This window comes from Halopiger aswanensis (genome assembly GCF_003610195.1).
Lineage (GTDB): Archaea > Halobacteriota > Halobacteria > Halobacteriales > Natrialbaceae > Halopiger > Halopiger aswanensis.
This window is the reverse complement of record NZ_RAPO01000003.1, coordinates 649580-665779: the sequence shown is the minus strand read 5'-3', so window position 1 is coordinate 665779 and position 16200 is coordinate 649580. Positions and strand designations below refer to the sequence as shown.

General features: G+C 66.8%; 15 protein-coding genes. 7 read left to right on the top strand and 8 right to left on the bottom strand.

What is annotated here, in order from left to right; all coding sequences use genetic code 11:
• Positions 1 to 34: 34 nt before the first annotated feature.
• Both ATJ93_RS17245 and eif1A read right to left on the bottom strand, forming a co-directional pair.
• The gene (locus tag ATJ93_RS17245; protein WP_120245887.1) at positions 35 to 1396 is read right to left on the bottom strand and encodes a S8 family peptidase; all 1362 of its coding nucleotides are present in this window, start codon (positions 1394 to 1396) and stop codon (positions 35 to 37) included.
• A gap of 377 nt (positions 1397 to 1773) precedes the next feature.
• Positions 1774 to 2064: a translation initiation factor eIF-1A gene (gene eif1A / locus ATJ93_RS17240; RefSeq protein ID WP_120245886.1), complete on the bottom strand. Its 291-nt coding sequence runs from the start codon at positions 2062 to 2064 to the stop codon at positions 1774 to 1776.
• Between the two features lie 173 nt (positions 2065 to 2237).
• Between eif1A and ATJ93_RS17235 the strand changes: the two genes are divergently transcribed.
• Both ATJ93_RS17235 and ATJ93_RS17230 read left to right on the top strand, forming a co-directional pair.
• Complete coding sequence (locus tag ATJ93_RS17235) at positions 2238 to 2417, top strand: DUF7470 family protein (RefSeq protein WP_013878774.1); 180 nt, start codon at positions 2238 to 2240, stop codon at positions 2415 to 2417.
• Positions 2418 to 2559: 142 nt separating this feature from the next.
• Complete coding sequence (locus tag ATJ93_RS17230) at positions 2560 to 2814, top strand: hypothetical protein (RefSeq protein WP_120245885.1); 255 nt, start codon at positions 2560 to 2562, stop codon at positions 2812 to 2814.
• 115 nt (positions 2815 to 2929) lie between these two features.
• Here ATJ93_RS17230 and ATJ93_RS17225 read toward each other — a convergent pair whose 3' ends face one another.
• Positions 2930 to 4903: a DUF460 domain-containing protein gene (locus tag ATJ93_RS17225; RefSeq protein ID WP_120245884.1), complete on the bottom strand. Its 1974-nt coding sequence runs from the start codon at positions 4901 to 4903 to the stop codon at positions 2930 to 2932.
• A gap of 201 nt (positions 4904 to 5104) precedes the next feature.
• Here ATJ93_RS17225 and ATJ93_RS17220 point away from each other — a divergent pair, with 201 nt between their 5' ends.
• Positions 5105 to 6079, top strand: coding sequence for an aldo/keto reductase (locus ATJ93_RS17220; protein ID WP_120245883.1), 975 nt, complete (start codon positions 5105 to 5107; stop codon positions 6077 to 6079).
• 39 nt (positions 6080 to 6118) lie between these two features.
• On the opposite strand, the gene rnz is transcribed toward ATJ93_RS17220, so the two are convergent.
• From rnz to ATJ93_RS17200, 4 genes are all read right to left on the bottom strand, one after another.
• Positions 6119 to 7063 carry a ribonuclease Z gene (rnz, locus tag ATJ93_RS17215; RefSeq protein ID WP_120245882.1) on the bottom strand — a complete coding sequence of 315 codons (945 nt, stop codon included), beginning with the start codon at positions 7061 to 7063 and terminating at the stop codon, positions 6119 to 6121.
• Between the two features lie 81 nt (positions 7064 to 7144).
• Complete coding sequence (locus tag ATJ93_RS17210; RefSeq protein WP_245977626.1) at positions 7145 to 8143, bottom strand: poly-gamma-glutamate hydrolase family protein; 999 nt, start codon at positions 8141 to 8143, stop codon at positions 7145 to 7147.
• 155 nt (positions 8144 to 8298) lie between these two features.
• Complete coding sequence (locus ATJ93_RS17205) at positions 8299 to 9549, bottom strand: Mur ligase family protein (protein ID WP_120245880.1); 1251 nt, start codon at positions 9547 to 9549, stop codon at positions 8299 to 8301.
• Positions 9550 to 9576: 27 nt separating this feature from the next.
• Positions 9577 to 10761: a poly-gamma-glutamate biosynthesis protein PgsC/CapC gene (locus ATJ93_RS17200; RefSeq protein ID WP_120245879.1), complete on the bottom strand. Its 1185-nt coding sequence runs from the start codon at positions 10759 to 10761 to the stop codon at positions 9577 to 9579.
• A 457-nt stretch (positions 10762 to 11218) separates the two neighbouring features.
• Here ATJ93_RS17200 and ATJ93_RS17195 point away from each other — a divergent pair, with 457 nt between their 5' ends.
• From ATJ93_RS17195 to ATJ93_RS17185, 3 genes are all read left to right on the top strand, one after another.
• A complete protein-coding gene (locus ATJ93_RS17195) occupies positions 11219 to 12439 on the top strand; it encodes a DUF7282 domain-containing protein (RefSeq protein ID WP_120245878.1) in 1221 nt (406 codons plus the stop codon).
• 72 nt (positions 12440 to 12511) lie between these two features.
• Positions 12512 to 13516 (top strand): AAA family ATPase, encoded by a 1005-nt coding sequence (locus ATJ93_RS17190; protein ID WP_120245877.1) that lies wholly within the window; start codon positions 12512 to 12514, stop codon positions 13514 to 13516.
• Between the two features lie 221 nt (positions 13517 to 13737).
• Positions 13738 to 14175, top strand: a complete 438-nt coding sequence (locus tag ATJ93_RS17185) for an acyl-CoA thioesterase (RefSeq protein ID WP_120245876.1) — start codon at positions 13738 to 13740, stop codon at positions 14173 to 14175.
• Between the two features lie 20 nt (positions 14176 to 14195).
• Here the strand turns inward: ATJ93_RS17185 and ATJ93_RS17180 are convergent, their stop codons facing one another.
• Entirely contained in the window at positions 14196 to 15281 is a 1086-nt protein-coding gene (locus ATJ93_RS17180) for a THUMP domain-containing protein (protein ID WP_120245875.1), read from the bottom strand.
• Between the two features lie 192 nt (positions 15282 to 15473).
• On the opposite strand from ATJ93_RS17180, the gene ATJ93_RS17175 reads away from it, so the two are divergent.
• Positions 15474 to 16034: a TATA-box-binding protein gene (locus ATJ93_RS17175; RefSeq protein ID WP_004267580.1), complete on the top strand. Its 561-nt coding sequence runs from the start codon at positions 15474 to 15476 to the stop codon at positions 16032 to 16034.
• Positions 16035 to 16200: the final 166 nt, after the last annotated feature.

Here is a 16200-nt window from a genome sequence, read left to right as displayed (position 1 = left end):
GTCGAACTCCCAATGCGGCTGCGTTCGCAGACTCTTAGCGGACCACTCCCCGGAGCCACTCGAGGAAACTGGTTATCGCGTCGGCGAGCCACTCGAGCGCCGCCGTGAGTCGGTTTCCGGCGCGTTCGCCGTCCTGATCTGTGGCGCTGGCGGGTTCGTCGTCGACCGCGCCGTCCTTCCCGAGTGCCGCGCGAGCGTCCACGAGGCCGTGCGCGTCGCAGGTCTCGAGGACCGGTTCCGCCGTTTCTGCGAGCGTCTGCCGGACCGCCTCGTTCGGGCCCGGACCGTCCGCCTCGCTGCGCTCCCAGACCAACGCCGCGACGCCGGTGACGAACGGACAGGCCATGCTCGTCCCGCTGGCCTCGGCGTACTCGTTGTCGGCGACGCTCGAGACGATGTCCGTCCCCGGCGCGAGCAGGTCGACGGCGGCACCGACGCTGCTGTAGGACGCCAGCGAGTCGTCCTCGTCCGTCGCGGCGACAGCGACGACGTTCTCGTGGGTCGCCGGGTAGGTCATCGTCGCCGCGTCGCAGGAGCCGTCGCCCGGGTTCCCCTCGTTTCCGGCCGCGGAGAGGAGGAGGTGACCCTCCCCGTGGGCGGTCTCGATCGCCTCAGCGAGCGTGTCGCTCTCGGTCTCGCCGCCGAGGCTCATCGAGATGATCTCGACGTCGTTCGAGATACACCAGTCGATGCCGGCGACCAGTTCGCTGTACCGGCCCCGGCCCTCGTCGTCGAGCACCTTCACGGCGTAGCAGTTCGCGTTCGGCGCCGCACCGACGACGCCGAGTTCGTTGTCCACCGCGGCGGCGATGCCGGCGACGTGAGTCCCGTGTCCGTGGCGGTCCTCGTAGTCGCCGGGCGGCCCGGCGGCCGTGAAGTTCCGCCCGCCGGCGACCTCGAGGCTACAGTGGTCGGTCTGGATCCCCGTATCCAGAATGCCGATATCGACGCCGGTGCCGTCCGGTTCGACGTCGGTGACGCCGATTCGCTCGTGGCCCCACGACGCCCGCTGGTCCGGATGCGTCGAACAGTCCGACCGGTCCGGCGGCAGCAAGACATCGAGCAGCGACGGGTTCCAGTCGTCCGGAATCCCCGTCTCGTCGTCCTCCTCGACGGCCGCGACGCCGGTCGCGGAAAGGAGGTCGTCCAGTCGGTTCTCGGGAACCGCCGCGACCACAAAGTCGAAGTTGTCGTACTCGAGGACCGTCGTCCCGCCGACGGCCTCGACGACGTCGAGGAGGTTCCCGAGCAGGCCGTCCCGCGGGTGGACGAACACTCTGCGGGTGTCGGAAGCGGTCGACGACGCCGACGCCGATCTCGAGGCCGTCGTCCCGAGCAACCCAGTACCAACGCCAGCTCCGACCCCCTGCAGGAGCTGCCGACGACTGAGAGTCATGCCAGCCGGAAAGTCAAGGGACGAGATAAGCTTTCTGTGCTGGCTTCGTTCGGGACGGATCCGTTACATTTGCGCAGTTGGGTGCCGGCCGCGAGGAGGGCTCGAGTCGGGGAAGGGCAGGCCTCTCTATAGGAGACGTGTTCAGCGAACAACGACCGGTGGCGATGAAACGATCCACCGGTATCCTATCGGCGAGCGAGCGGTTCGAAGAACCCGAGCGACGCCGTTCACCGCGAGCGCCGACGGCGCTCGCGGGCCGACGACTGACCCAGAATGAACGCAGTGAATGGAGGGGAAGGAGGAGTGCTTTTCATCGACGTTTTGCCGAGCGAACAGCGGTGCGCAGCGCCGCTGTGAGCGCAGCGCAAAAGGTCGGTCTACTGAATATGGCCTTCTTCTCGCAGCTGGTCGGCTTCGCTCTTCTCGTAGCGCCAGGTGATATCGGCCTTCTCGTCCTGCCAGTCCCAGGGTTCGACGAGGACGACGTCGTCCTCGCGGATCCAGATGCGCTTTTGCATCTTGCCGGGGATGCGCGCGGTGCGCTCTGTCCCATCAGCACAGCGTACTTTCACCCGATTCGCCCCGAGCATGTCAGTGACGGTCGCGAAGACCTCGTCGTCCTCTGGCATCCGGAGGTTCTTGCGACCGCCGTCGCCGTCGTCACTCATACGGCCAAATTCGCGTTGGAAGCGTTTAACCCTTTATCGATTTCCGCGCGGGGATCGCACCACGAGGGCGGGGAGAGCGAACGGACTCGCGACGCCTGCTGTGCACGCGCGACGACCGCTCGAGCGGCCGGCAAACCACGTCGTTTATTTCCGTCGCCTGACCACTCCTGCGTATGATCGACAAGATCGGTCCCCTCGGGATCGTCGGCGTCGTAGTGTTACTCGGCGGTATCGGACTCATTGCCTACGCGAACCCGATCATCGCCGCTGGGATGGCGCTCGTGCTCGTCGGCCTCGGACTGGTCGTGAAGTCGCTGGTCTCGGGTATGCTCCAGAGCTTCGGCATGTTCTAACAGCCGCTCGAGCCGACCCCCGGGCCACGAGTCCGCGAGTCGCGAGACGACGAGCGCGAAACTGCGAAGCCTGAGACGACGGGCCGCGGAACCGCGCGATCGCACCCCTGACCGTTTTGCCGCCCCAGTGTGTCCATCCGGTATGGGCTACTCGCTGCACTATTACGATCTCGTGTTAGGTTGTATCGGCGGGAGTCTCGCCGTGGGGGCGCTCATCGGCTACGTCACGCCGATCGCCCTCGAGGTCTCGATTGCCGCGCTCGGAATCGTGGCGCTCGCGTTCATCGGGCACGCGCTGTTCGTCAACGGGCCGGTCGACGACGCCGAGGATCTGACCGACGAAGTCGACGTCGAAGAGGTGCCGCAGGTGCTCTCGCCGGTGGAGTCGGCGGACTGAATCCACACCTGAGCGGCACTTAAACCCGAAGTCGAACTCGAACTCGAGATAGAGCCCGAACCCGAACTCGAGCGCGGCATCGCAGACCGAACCGAGAAATCGCGACGGATCGACCTTAGACTTCGTTGTTGCCGGCCCGGTGCTCGCTGATGAGTTGATCGACCATCTCGGCCTTCCGGTCGAGGCGGCGATCGCGAGCGCGCTCGTGCCAGTCGTCGATGACGGCCTCGACGTCGTCCTCGCGGGCGACGGCGAGTTCGTCGACCTCCTGCATGGCGACGTCGTCGGCGGGACCGACCGGGATTTCCTCGTCGAAGAGGATCTCGTCGGCGATATCGGAGAGCCCGCCGTCTTTCAGGATGACTCGCGGCTCGAAGTCCGCGAGGAGTTCGGCCGTCGAGCGGCCCGCGCCGCTGGCGTCCCGAAGGTAGACGACGTCGCCCGGGGCGATCCCGTACTGTTCGTCGGCCTCCCGAATGGCTCCTTTGGTGAACTTCTCGACGACCTTTACGGGAACGAGTCCCTCCTTCTTCGCCGAGACGTCGCTGAAGTTCGAGTGGTCGAGCTTCCAGAGGGCCTTCATCCGCTCGACTTTCTTCTCTAAGGCTTCGACCTCTTCGCGGGCCTCGTCGCGCTCGTACTCGAGGCGCTCGGCCTTGCGGCGATAGCGGGTCACCTCGCGGTCCTTCCGGACCTCCTTGCGCTCCTTGCGGCGGGCAGCCTCGAGTTCGGACTCGAGGTCGTCGATGCGGTCGTCCTTCTGCTCGAGGCGGTCCTCGAGGGTGTCGACGTGCGACTGGAGGCGCTCGACCTGGCGCTTGAGGTCCTTGATCCGCTTCTCTTCTTCGGTGAGTTCGCGGGGCTGGTGCTCGGTCGACTCCTCCTCGCCGTCGTCGTCGTCCTCGAGATCCGCGAGGACGGCCTCGACGCTCTCCTCGCCGGCGACGACGCGGGCGGTCACCTCGCCGCGGTCGAGACCCGGCGGCAGCTTCCGGGCGATGCGCTCGAACTGGTCCTCGCGGGCGTCGAAGGCGTAGAGCGCGGCTGCCATCGCGTCGCGCTGGTGGTCGTTCTCGTAGGGGTGCTCGCGCGTGCGGTGTTGCTTCTCGTCGACCGGCAGGTCGGTCTCGGGGGCCCAACCGGCGGCGTCGAAGCTCCGGCGGAATTTTTCCACCGTCTCGGGCATCGGCGTTACGTCCGCCGCGACGACGATCGGCCGGCCCCGCTCGACGATCCACTCGATGACCTCGGCGGTGTCGCTGGTCCGGGAGCTCCAGACGTCTAACACCTCGCCCTCGAGGCCGACGATGGCGACGGCGGTCGTCGTGCCGGGGTCGATCCCGACGATGACGTGGTCCCGGCGCTTGGCGAGCGGCCGGAACTCGATGCCGTCCCGGCGCTCCCGTTCGATCTCGACGCGAACGTCGCCCGAGCGGTTGCGCGAGACCGGAATCTCGCTGGGCTTGGCTTCGACGGTGAAGACGGCGTTCGCGTAGCCGCCGTAGGCCTCCCGAACGTCGCGCTCGTACTCGAGGTTGGCGTCCTCGAGTTCCGATTCGACTTCGCGGGAGCGTTTCTTGACGGAGCCGTGGATGCGGCGGGTGTAGCGGTCCTCGCTCCAGCCGCCGCTGCCGGTCGAGCGGCCCCTCGAGACCTTGACCTCCGTAGTGTCGGTAAAGGCCGACACCTCGTAGCCGACGTTGTGGGCCGCGAGGCGGGCCGCGGCCTCGGCCTCCTTCATCGGTTGCTTGCCGTAGGGGATTCCGTGGCGCTTCGCGACCCGGGAGAGGGGTTCGGGCTGCTCGGCGCCGGTCACCTGGACGAGCTTGGTTCCGGAGGGCAGTGACCCGAGGAAGTGGATGAGCTGGTCCTTGTCGGCGGCCAGCTCGTACATGTTGTCCGTCGCGACGATCGCCGGCTCCTCGTCGTCGATCAGTCGCCGGAGTTTGCGGTGGGAGACGACGTCGCGGCGGACCTCCTCGCCGTCGTACCTAACCAGTGCGTAGGAGGGCGCGTCGCCCCGCACGTCGCCGCTTTGCACGTCGACTCCGAAGACGACTGCATCGAGCGCACTCGTTCGGGTGCTCACGGATACCGTTAGGCAATCCCCGAATATAAACCCATGGCGGGGGGCAACGGCGGTTCAGTGTCGGGATTCGAGGACGAGAACTCGCTTCTCGAGTTCGTCGACCGGTCACGGGGCGGCCACAGGCACGTCTCATTACGTGGCTGTCGTAACTGTTCTGCCGCTGACCGTGGCTATTTGACGGCCCCTGAGTCATGTGTTCGCATGGAGTACACCACACTCGGTTCGACCGGCATGGAAGTCAGCAAGATCTGTCTCGGCTGCATGAGCTTCGGCACCGATCGCGAGTGGATGTTAGACGAGGATGAGAGCCGCGAACTCATCGAGCGCGCGATCGATCTGGGAATCAACTTCTTCGACACCGCCAATATCTACTCCTACGGCGAGAGCGAGGAGATCCTCGGCGACGTGCTCGCCGACTACGACCGCGACGAGATGGTCGTCGCCTCGAAGGTCCGGTTCAGGGGCGCAAACGACCACCGCAACGCGACCGGGCTCTCGAGAAAGACCATCGAACAGGAACTCGAACACACCCTGGACCGGCTGGGGATGGACGCGCTCGACCTCTACCAGATCCACCGCTGGGATTACGACACGCCGATCGAGACGACGCTGCGGGCGTTAGACGACGCCGTCCGGCGCGGCAAGGTTCGCCATATCGGCGCCTCGTCGATGTGGGCCCACCAGTTCCTCGAGGCCCGGCGAGTGAGCGAGCGGGAGGGACTGGCGCCGTTCGAGACGATGCAGAACCTCTATCATCTGGCCTACCGCGAGGAGGAGCGCGAGATGTACCCCGTCTGCGAGCAGTACGACGTCGGCACGATTCCGTGGAGCCCGCTCGGGGCGGGCTACCTCGCACGTCCCCACGAGGAGTTCCAGACGACGACCCGCGGCGAGCACGAGGCCGAAGAGGCCGGCGTCCCCTACCACGAGTTCTCGGGCAGCGAGGCGATCAACGAACGGGTTCAGGAACTGGCCGACGAGAAGGGCGTCACGATGGCCCAGATCGCGCTGGCCTGGCACTTCCAGAACGACAACGTGACCGCGCCGATCGTCGGCACCTCGAGCGTCGAGCACCTCGAAGAAGCGGTGGAAGCGCTCGAGATCGACCTTTCAGATTCGGACGTCGACTACCTCGAGGAGCCCTACGAGCCGGTGCCGGTGTACGGCCACGAGTAGCGTCTCCGCGAATAGCGTCTCGGCGTCTCGGTCGACCGGCTACTCGTCCGGGTCTGCGTCCGCGTCAGGATACGGAATCTCGAGTTTCTGCCCGTCCTCGGGGACGAAGACCTCGCCGTCGAACACCTCGCGGGCCTCCGCGAGGTGATCGTCCGTATAGCCCGCGTAGCGCGAGGACAGGTGCATCAGCGCCAGCCGACTCGCACCGGCCCGGTTGGCGATTTCGGCGGCCTGTTTGGCCGTCGAGTGGGCCGTCTTCGTCGCGCGGTCGGCCCGATCCTCGGCGAAGGTCGCGTCGTGGATCAGCAGGTCGGGGTCGTCGGCGACTTCGATCGTCGCCACCGTCGGCCGCGTATCACCGGTGTAGACGATCGTACGCCCCGGTCGCGGGTCGCCGACGACCTGCTCGGGCTCGACGACGGTGCCGTCCTCGAGTTCGACGGGGGTGCCCTCGTGGAGTTTAGAGAACTTCGGCCCGACCGGGACGCCGAGTTCCTCGGCGCGCTCGCGGTCGAACCGGCCCTTGCGGTCGTCCTCGACGAGGGCGTAGCCGACCGACCGGGCGTCGTGGTCGGTCCCGAACGCGCGGACCTCGTACTCGTCGGCGCGGTAGGCCACGTCCCCGTCGCCGACCTCGTTGATCCGCACGGGGAAGGCGGGGTCGTTGTCGAGGGCGTTCACGAGCGACTCGAGTTTCCGGCGCGTGCCGCGTGGCGTGTGAATCGCGAGGGGCTCCTCGCGCTCGTTGAAGTCCATGGTCTGGAGCAGCCCCGGAATCCCGAGGACGTGGTCGCCGTGGAGGTGCGTGACGAACAGGTGCGAGACCGAAAAGCCGGTGCCAAAGCGCATCATCTGGCGCTGGGTCCCCTCGCCGGCGTCGAACAGCAGCTCCTCGCCCTCGCGGGAGACGAAGATTCCGCTCGGATTCCGCTCGGTCGTCGGAATCGCCCCGGCCGTTCCCAAAAACGTCACGCGCAGTGGCATCGGGTCGATATGGGGCCGGGACAAGTATACCGCCTTCGAATCAAGCCGAAAAATAGCGCCGTCGGGCCGACGTTCGGGGCGCTAACAGCCGGCCGACTCGAGCGATGCGAGGGCGGCGCTCACGTCGTCGCTCAGGGCGGCGGCGACGCCGTGAGCGATCTGCTTCCAGTACGCGCGGCGGGTCGCGTAGCTCTGGGAGACGAAGACGCCGTCCTCGCCGAGCCGGTTGACCAGCATCGAGTCGGCCGTGCCGTCGGGCTCGTCGGGGAGCGTCGCTTCGACGGCACAGCGCGGCAGTGCCTCGTTGATCGCATCGCGAATCTCGGCGCGCAGCGACTCGTCGGCGGTGCCGCCGACCTCGATACCCGACTCGCAGACGCCACCGAAGTCGACGGCGACGTCGAACTCGGTGTCGGCGATCTCGGCGAGTTTCGGGTACGAGGCCGGGGAAATCTCCGTGGACGGGACGTACCACCGGCGGAACGCGCCGCCCTCGGGCGAGGGGCCCCAGCCGAGCGCTCGCCAGCTCGTCGCCGACGCGAGTTCGCCGACGCGGGCCGCCTGCTCGTCGGTCCACGGCTGCATGCCGCCGCCGTGGGGTGCGATCGCGACCAGCGACTCGTCGCCCTCGTCGAGTTGCTCGACGAGTTCGCCCTGCTCGCGGGCCTCGTCGACCGAGAGATCCGGTCGCGGCAGGGTCGTCGAGATGTCGGCTTCGAACTCGTCCTCGAGCGAGTGATCGGTTCGGGGCGCGGGACACGTGTTCAGATCGTCCTCGGCCGACCACTCTCGGTCGGCGAGGTCGAGGCGGTACTGCCCGCTGTCGGACATGCGGACGATTCCCTGTGGCGCCTCGGGGCGGCTCTCGGCGACCGTGTAGGCCGCGAACTCGTCGTCGGAGCGCTCGACCCGGAGCTGGTCCCCGGCCGACAGCCCGTGGGCCTCGAGCAGTCGCGGATCGGCCGAGATCGCGTGCTGGTTGCCGTCGAGGTCGTCCTGGGTATCGGCGAGCGAGCAGACGAGGCCGGTGTCGTAGGAGACGTCGCTGTCGGGCCGCGTCGCGGCTTGGTAGCTGGTCACGCCGAGTCCCAGTGCGGCCGGTGAGGCGAGTGCCGCGCCGAGGAACGTTCGGCGGGATGGTCGGAAACGATGCCGCGTGGAGTCGGTGTCGGAGTCAGTATCGTTGTCTGTCATCGTCGGAGGTGGTGTGGTGTGTCGTGGCCGGTCGGATCGGACTACGCTGGCAGTTGCTGCGGGTCGGTCGAACGCTGTTCGTCGGAGGCGGTTCGGTCGTCGCCATCCGCGTCTGTCTCCTCGTCCCGTTCCTGCCGACGTCGATCGACGGCATCGTGTCGTCGCTGGATCGCATCGTCGAGATCTCGCATGAACTCCGCGACGGTGTTCCCCATCACGAGCACCGGCCAGCCGTCGGCCAGCGCCTCGTCTAACACCCCACCCGCGGACTCCGCGTCCTCGTCGTGGACGACCACTGGAAACGTCGTCTTCTCGGCGAACAGCGCCGCGTGTCCCCCCGCAACGCGTACCTGTTCGATCGCCCCGCGATCGGCGAGCGACTCGAGGTAGTCCCGGAACGATGCGGTACGAGCGCGACGGTCGCGACGCAGGTAGAGGAACGGCTGGACGACTTCCTCGTCGCCGGTACCGCCGTCGACCAACGCCTGCCTGACGAGTTCCGTACTCTCGACGTCGTTGACGTCGGCGGCGTTGAACACGCGGCCGTTCGGCACCGACGTCCACTCGATTCGGAACTCCTCGAGCATGTCCTCGATGACGCGGTCGGACAACGGCTGCTCGCCGATCGCCGCGAGGACGTCGTTGATCGCGTAGACGGTCTCCGCGCCCGGCAGGTCGCGGTGGGTTTCCGGGACGTCGACGTGCGAAATCGTCGCGCCGATCGCCTCGAGTTCGCGCTCGAGGAGCGCGCGGAGCCGGGGGTCCTGTTCGCCGCTGACGACGTGGGTTCCCTCGGGCGTGGCCCGAGCGAACGCGCGGGCGATGTCGGCGCGAGAGCCGCCGAGCGTGTCGCGGTGATCCTGACGGACATTCGTGACGACGAGCACGTCCGGTTTGCCGAACGCCTCGTTCATCAGCCGCGTCGTGTAGTCCGTGATCCCCTGATTCTCGAGGATCAGGGCGTCGACGGGGGTGTACTTGCGGAGTTCGCGGACGTTCTCGTAGAGCGTGACGCGCTCGCCGCGGTCGACCTCGTGTCGCTCACCGTTGTACAGCGACAGCGGGTGGTTGCCGGTGATCTTCGCGTAGACGTCGTAGCCGCGCGAGCGGAGGACGTCGTGGATGCGTTCGGTCGTCCCGGACTTGCCGCGCGTGCCGGAGACGACGATCCGAACGTCGATATCCGCCAACCGCTGTCGGTGATCGACGCCGCGCGTCAGCGGCGTCGCGAGTTGCTTCGCGATTCGTGTGACCGGTTCCGCGACCGGGAGATCGAAGTTTGGGTATGCCATCGTGGGGGTGGAGTGAGGTGTGGTGGGTTAGGAGTCGGTGTGGTCGTGCGAGGCGATTCGACGACGCTCCGCAGCGCTCGGTCGGAGTCGCTCGAGTCGGAGGGCGGTCCCCGCGGCGACGATCACGACGACGGTCGCGACGAGCACGGCCCCGGCCTCGAGGACGTCCGGATCGGCGACGATCGCTTCCGGTAGCGGGCCGACCACCCAGCCCAAGACGCCGAGGAAGCCGACGAACGCGCCCGCGGAGAGCGCGATCGACGTCGAGCGGTGTTCCGGCGGCATCCGATGCAGGTTGTACGCACCGATGCCGATCAGGATCGCCGCGAAGAACAGGTGCCGCCCGCTCGTCACCGGGGCGACCATTGCGACCGGAACCGAACCGACCATCGCGATGACCAGCCCGCTCGCGAGCAACACCCGGCCGTACAGCAGCGTCCAGCGGTGAAGCAGCGTGATCAGCCCGTAGACGGCGGCGAGTCCCGCGACGTACAGCGGGAACACGGCGACCGACCGGAGCGTAAACAGCGCGAGCAACGGCAAGGCGATGATGCCGTTGAGTCTGATCCCCCAGCGAAGGTACGCCCCCTCGGAGACGACCATCCCCGCGACGATCGCCGCGAGGATCACCGCGGGCGGTGCAGTGAGGGGACTCGAGGCGTCCGAGAAGCTCACGCCCTGAATCGCGGCGATATCCGACCCCTCGCCGTACAGGACCGGCGGCGTCAGCGAGCCGAGATACGGGGCCAGGGGAAGGTTGACGAGCGCGACGCCGAGCCCGGTCAACCCGAGCAACGTCGCGGCGCTCAACAGCACGTCGTCGCGGCGCCGATCCGACTCGAGCTGGTGGTAGTTGTACGCGGCGACGCCCGGGAGGATGCTCCCGACGAACGTGACGTCGGACAGGGTGAGCCCGGGCACGCCGAGCAGTGTGAGTCCACCGAAAACACCGAGGGGGACGGCCATGCTGATCCCCATGCTCGCCAGCAGGAGCTGGCGGCCGAACAGGAACGTTCGGCGCTGGAGGATCACCAGGCCGCCGTAGGCGGCGATTATGCCGAGTGCGAACGCCGGAATCGCGGTGAAATCGTACAGCGCGTACACGGCGAACAGCGGCACGACGAGGACTCCGGAGAGCCGAAGGCCGTACCGCTGGACGATTCCGATCCCGATCAGGAGACCGAGCACCGTGAGGGTCGCTGCGACGATCATCGTGTGCCGGCGCGATTCGGCGTTCGAGTGGCCGTACTGTCGCCTCGATCGTCCGGTACCTGCGGTTTCGACTCCGGTATCGGGCGGGTGCGACGTACTCGACCCGGACGATGGTTCGTGACTGCGAACGAGCGCCAGACGAGCCTCGGTGCCGGTGGACCCATATATGCTCCAACTACGATGCCGTAATTAACTCTTTACTAGGTTGAATATTATGTCCAGTATGAATTATTGAATGTATTCTAGGATTAAAATATGATTGTAGTGTATCGATAACTATCGGTAAATAGTCCCTCGGACCGTTACAGTCAGTGCCATCTCGGACGGGGAACTGGCGAACGCGGGCGCGTCAAATGCACACGCAGCAGTAGAACTCAATGTTTACATCGATGCGCCCCGAATTGTCGGTGACTGCGAGCCGTCGACCGATCGGAGACGGTCCGCGACTAACGTCACAATGAGCTCGAGATCGACCTTCGGCACGATCAAGCGTATCGGGGCAATTTTACTCGCGATCACGGTCGTGCTCGCTGCGGGGATACTCGTCGGGCAAGCGCCGACCCTCTTCGGCGTCGAGGAGGACCCGGAGGCGTCGATCGCGTTCGCGGACCAACAGGGCGACGGCACGAGCGTGACGATCGAGTCGGTCTCGCTGTCCGACGGCGGCTTCGTCGTCATCACCGACGGCGGCTCGGAGCCGATCGCCGTTTCCGACTACCTGAGTTCGGGGAGCCACGAGAACGTCACCGTCGAACGCGACGAGGCTGCAAACCGGGAACTCACCGGTCAACTCACGGCGACGGTCCATCAGGACACCGACGGCGACGAAACCTACACGTACGCGGAAAGCGAGGGCGAGGAGGACCGCCCCTACCTCGAGGACGGGTTCCCGGTCAGCGACACCGCGACGGTGACGACCCCCGAACAGCAGGGCCTGACTAACTCGTTCGTCGTCGAATCCGTCGACGTGCCGGCGACGGCGACGACCAACGGGACGATCCCGATCAACGCGACGATCAGCAACCCCACCGAGTTCACGACCCAGCAAAACGTCGAGGTGCGTCTCGACGGCGCGGTCGTCGATCGGCAACTGCTGGAACTCGAGGCCGAAGAATCCCGGAACGTGACCTTCCAGTTCGACGCCAGCGAGGCGACACCCGGCGAGCGGACTATCGGCGTCTACACCGACGCCGACGGCGCGCTCCAGACGATCGAGTTCGAGTTCCATACCGATCCCGCCGTGACCGTCGCGAACACGAGCGAGAACGAGAGCACGGCGACGTTCGACGTCGCGATTCCGGCGGACGGGTACGTTGCCGTCGAGGACCGGACCGACGGCAACGGCAGCGACGACAACGCCACCGTCGTCGGTACGAGCGCGGCGCTCGCGCCGGGCGAACACGAGAACGTCACCGTCGCCCTCGAGGGGGTCGACAGCGACGACGAACTCACGGCCGTCCTCTACGAGGGCGACCCCGCCGACAACGAGTCGGCGACGCCGATCGAACACGACGGCGAGCCCGTCGAGACGACGTTCACGCTCGCGGATGGGGAACTCGAGTCGACGGACGACGGCGATGACGGCGCCACCGCAAACGAGAGCAACAGCGAACTCGCGGCTTCCGAGAACGAGTCCGCGAACGACGGCACCGTGAGCGTCGAGCAGGTCGACGAGTAACCTCCCGCCCACCGCCTCGAGCCGATCGAACAATCGACCGATTCTTACCCGCCCCGCCCCTACCGGCTGTCGATGGACGCGCCGCTGTGGACCGATACGCACGCTCCCGAACTGGCGGAGTTGCCCCAGGACGACGTTCGCGAGTACTTAGAGCGGGCCGTCGAGGAACCGATCAACCTCCTGCTCCAGGGGCCACCCGGCAGCGGGAAGACGGCGGCGGCGCGCGCGCTGGCTCGCGAGGCCCACGTGGATCCGGACAACGACCTGATCGAGATCAACGTCGCCGACTTCTTCGGCCGGACGAAGACCGAGATCAAGAACGACCCCCGGTTCGCGCAGTTCCTCGTCGGCCGCTCCTCGATGTCCAAGCGGGACATGATCAACCACGTCCTCAAGGAATCGGCCAGCTACTCCTCCGTTTCGGGCGACTACAAGACGATCCTGCTGGACAACGCCGAGGACGTCCGCGAGGACTTCCAGCAGGCCCTGCGCCGGATCATGGAACAACACCACCGGACGACCCAGTTCATCGTCGCCACCCGACAACCGACGAAGCTGATCCCGCCGATCCGCTCGCGGTGTTTCCCCGTTTCCGTCCGGTCGCCGACGACCGACGAGACCGTCACCGTACTGGAGCGCATTCTCGAGGCCGAGGACGTCGAGTACGACGCGGACGGCCTCGAGTTCGTCGCCAACTACGCCGACGGCAACCTCCGGCAGGCGATCCTGGGCGCCCAGACGACCGTCGAGGACGAGGGCGAACTGACGATGAACGCGGCCTACGAGACCCTCGGGGAGGTCGGCCTGGACGACGAGGTGGAATCGATGCTCGACGACGCTGAGGCCGGCGAGTTCACCGACGCCCGGAGCACGCTCGACGACCTCCTCGTCGACGAGGGACTCGACGGCGAGGAAGTGCTCGACGCCATCCTCCGGATCGGACGCAAGCGGTATCAGGGCGAGAAGTTGGCCCGGATTCACCGGCTGGCCGCGGACATCGAGTTCGAACTACACGAGGGGACGAGCGACCGGATCCACGTCTCGCACCTGCTGGCGGAGCTAGGTCGAGACGCCTGATCGACGGCGCACCGACCGATTTTGCGAACCCGGGTACCACTCGCTTCTCACTCGATCCGTTTCTCGAGTCGCGCCGTCGCGTTCGGCCTGCAGACGTACGGGGCGGATCGGGGACCTCCGTATCTCGAGCCATATCGATTGTTGCTGGGCGCTGCCAGAAAAAGTCAGTCTGTCCACACGTCGGGGCCGTTTTCTTCACCCCCTCGTGCGAACACCGGGATATGCCGAACGTCCTCGAGACGCGCATCACGAATCGCTTTCGCGTCCAGCCGAACCACGCGAACAACAATAATACGCTCCACGGCGGCAACCTGATGAAGTGGCTCGACGAGGTGAGCGCGATGTCGGCGATGCGCTTCGCCGGCGAGACCTGCGTCACCGCGCAGGTGAACGAACTCGACTTCGAGCGGCCGATCCGGATCGGCGACACGGCGCTCGTGGAGGCCTACGTCTACGACGAGGGCCGGACCAGCGTTCACGTGGCGCTGCGGGCCTGGCGCGAGGAACCCCGAAGCGGCGAGACGGAGAAAACGACCGAATCGTCGTTCACGTTCGTCGCGATCGACGCGGACGGCAAACCCGTTCCCGTCCCGGACCTGACGGTCGAGAGTGACGAAGGTGCGCGGCTTCGAGAGCGCGCGCTCGAGGCCGATTACTGACTGCCTCAACAGCTAATACGTTACTCGAGCACCAGCACGTACCGCGTCAGCGACCGGTGGACGCGCCGTTCGAACGACGCGACGAGTTCCCAGCCAGCGGCCCGAGCCTCGGTCCGCCACGACCGATCGGCGACGACGACGGCCCGGGAGCCGACGCGGCGGGCCTCGGCGAGCGCGCCGGCGACTAAGTCCTCGAGGCGGTGGGTGTCGATCTTCGACTGGCGGCCGTAGGGCGCGTCGAAGACGACGCCGTCGACCGCGTCGTCGGCGAGCGGCAGGCGGGTGGCGTCACCGCGGCCGACGTGCCACGCACCGCGGTCGACGCCCGTTGGCGACGGGGCGTCCGTATCGAGGAAGTGCTCGAGATTCGTCCGCGCCCCGTTGGCCATCTTCCACTGGGCGTCGGTGCCGATCACGTCCGCGCCGACGAGGCCGGCCTCGACGAGGACGCCGCCGGTGCCGCACATGGGGTCCAGTATCGTGCGCCCGGGGCGCGCGCCCGCGACGTTCGCGACCGCGCGGGCCAGCAGCGGGTCCATGCTGCCGGGCTGGAAGAAGGGTTTGTCCGTCGGCGCGCGAGTGCCGAAGTCGCGGACGCTCTCGGCCTCGAGCCAGCCCAGCGCACAGACCGCGGCGCGGTCGCCGCCTCGAGCGTCGGCTTCGTCGCGTGCGGCGGGTTCGCCCGCGGCGTTCATCGGTTCCTCGAGCCGCCCGTCCGAAAAGGCGACCCGCAGGAGGTGGTCGGGATCCTCGAGATCGACCGAAAAGCCTCGATCGACCAGCACCTGGCCGAGTTCCCGTTCGGCCCGCTCGGTGCTAATGCCGGTCGCGCCGTGGACGTCGGTCGCTCGGACTGCGACCGTCGCGTCGCGATCCCGATCGATCGACGCAGCCTCGAGCAATGCCTGCGCGCTCTCGAGATCCGCGTCGGTTCGGCCGAGAAGCTCGCTCGCGCGGTGAGTGTACGCGAGGCCGCGGACGCGCTCGGGGACGATGCCGCGCGCGACGGCCAGGCCGGGCGCAATCCGCCGGACGTCGGTCGCGGCGCTTTTCGCCTCGCAAGCCGCGAACGCGTCGTCCTCGCCGCCGAGCTCGAGCAGATACACGGACGGCTATCGCCGCGGCGCGAGTATGAGCCTACCGCTTTCCGCGAACCGTCGGTTCGTCCCGGTGCCGACAGAAGGGTGCGAACGCCCGACTGCGGAACGTATTCGGTTCCGTGACCGTCGAACGAACCGGATATATCATGCGGCGGCACCAACCTTTATAAACCTTAAATACGTCTTTTTAAGCGACTAATGACGGATCCGAAGGACACCATCAACATCGAAAACGTGGTGGCGTCGACCGGTATCGGCCAGGAACTCGACCTCCAGAGCGTCGCGATGGACCTCGAGGGGGCCGACTACGACCCCGAGCAGTTCCCCGGGCTGGTCTACCGAACGCAAAACCCCAAATCCGCCGCACTGATCTTCCGGTCGGGGAAGATCGTCTGTACCGGCGCGAAGAGCACCGACGACGTTCACGAGAGCCTGCGTATCGTCTTCGACAAGCTCCGTGAACTCCAGATTCAGGTCAACGAGGACCCCGAGATCGTCGTCCAGAACATCGTTACCTCGGCCGACCTCGGCCGCAACCTCAACCTGAACGCGATCGCGATCGGCCTCGGACTCGAGAACATCGAGTACGAGCCCGAGCAGTTCCCGGGACTGGTCTACCGCCTCGACGACCCCGAGGTCGTCGCCCTGCTGTTCGGTTCGGGCAAGCTCGTCATCACCGGCGGCAAGAAGCCCGAAGACGCCGAACACGCCGTCGACAAGATCGTCTCCCGACTCGAGGACCTCGGCCTGCTCGAGTAACGCCTCCGACGGCGTTCGTTCGCGACCTCTGAGTGTCGACGCCGCCGAAACGGGCTTTGGCAATCGATCGTCGGTCTCGGTCCCGATCACCGATCACCGATCACTGACCACCGCCTATCGATCGCGAGTATCGATCGCCGACTACCGCGATCACCGCTCGTCGGTC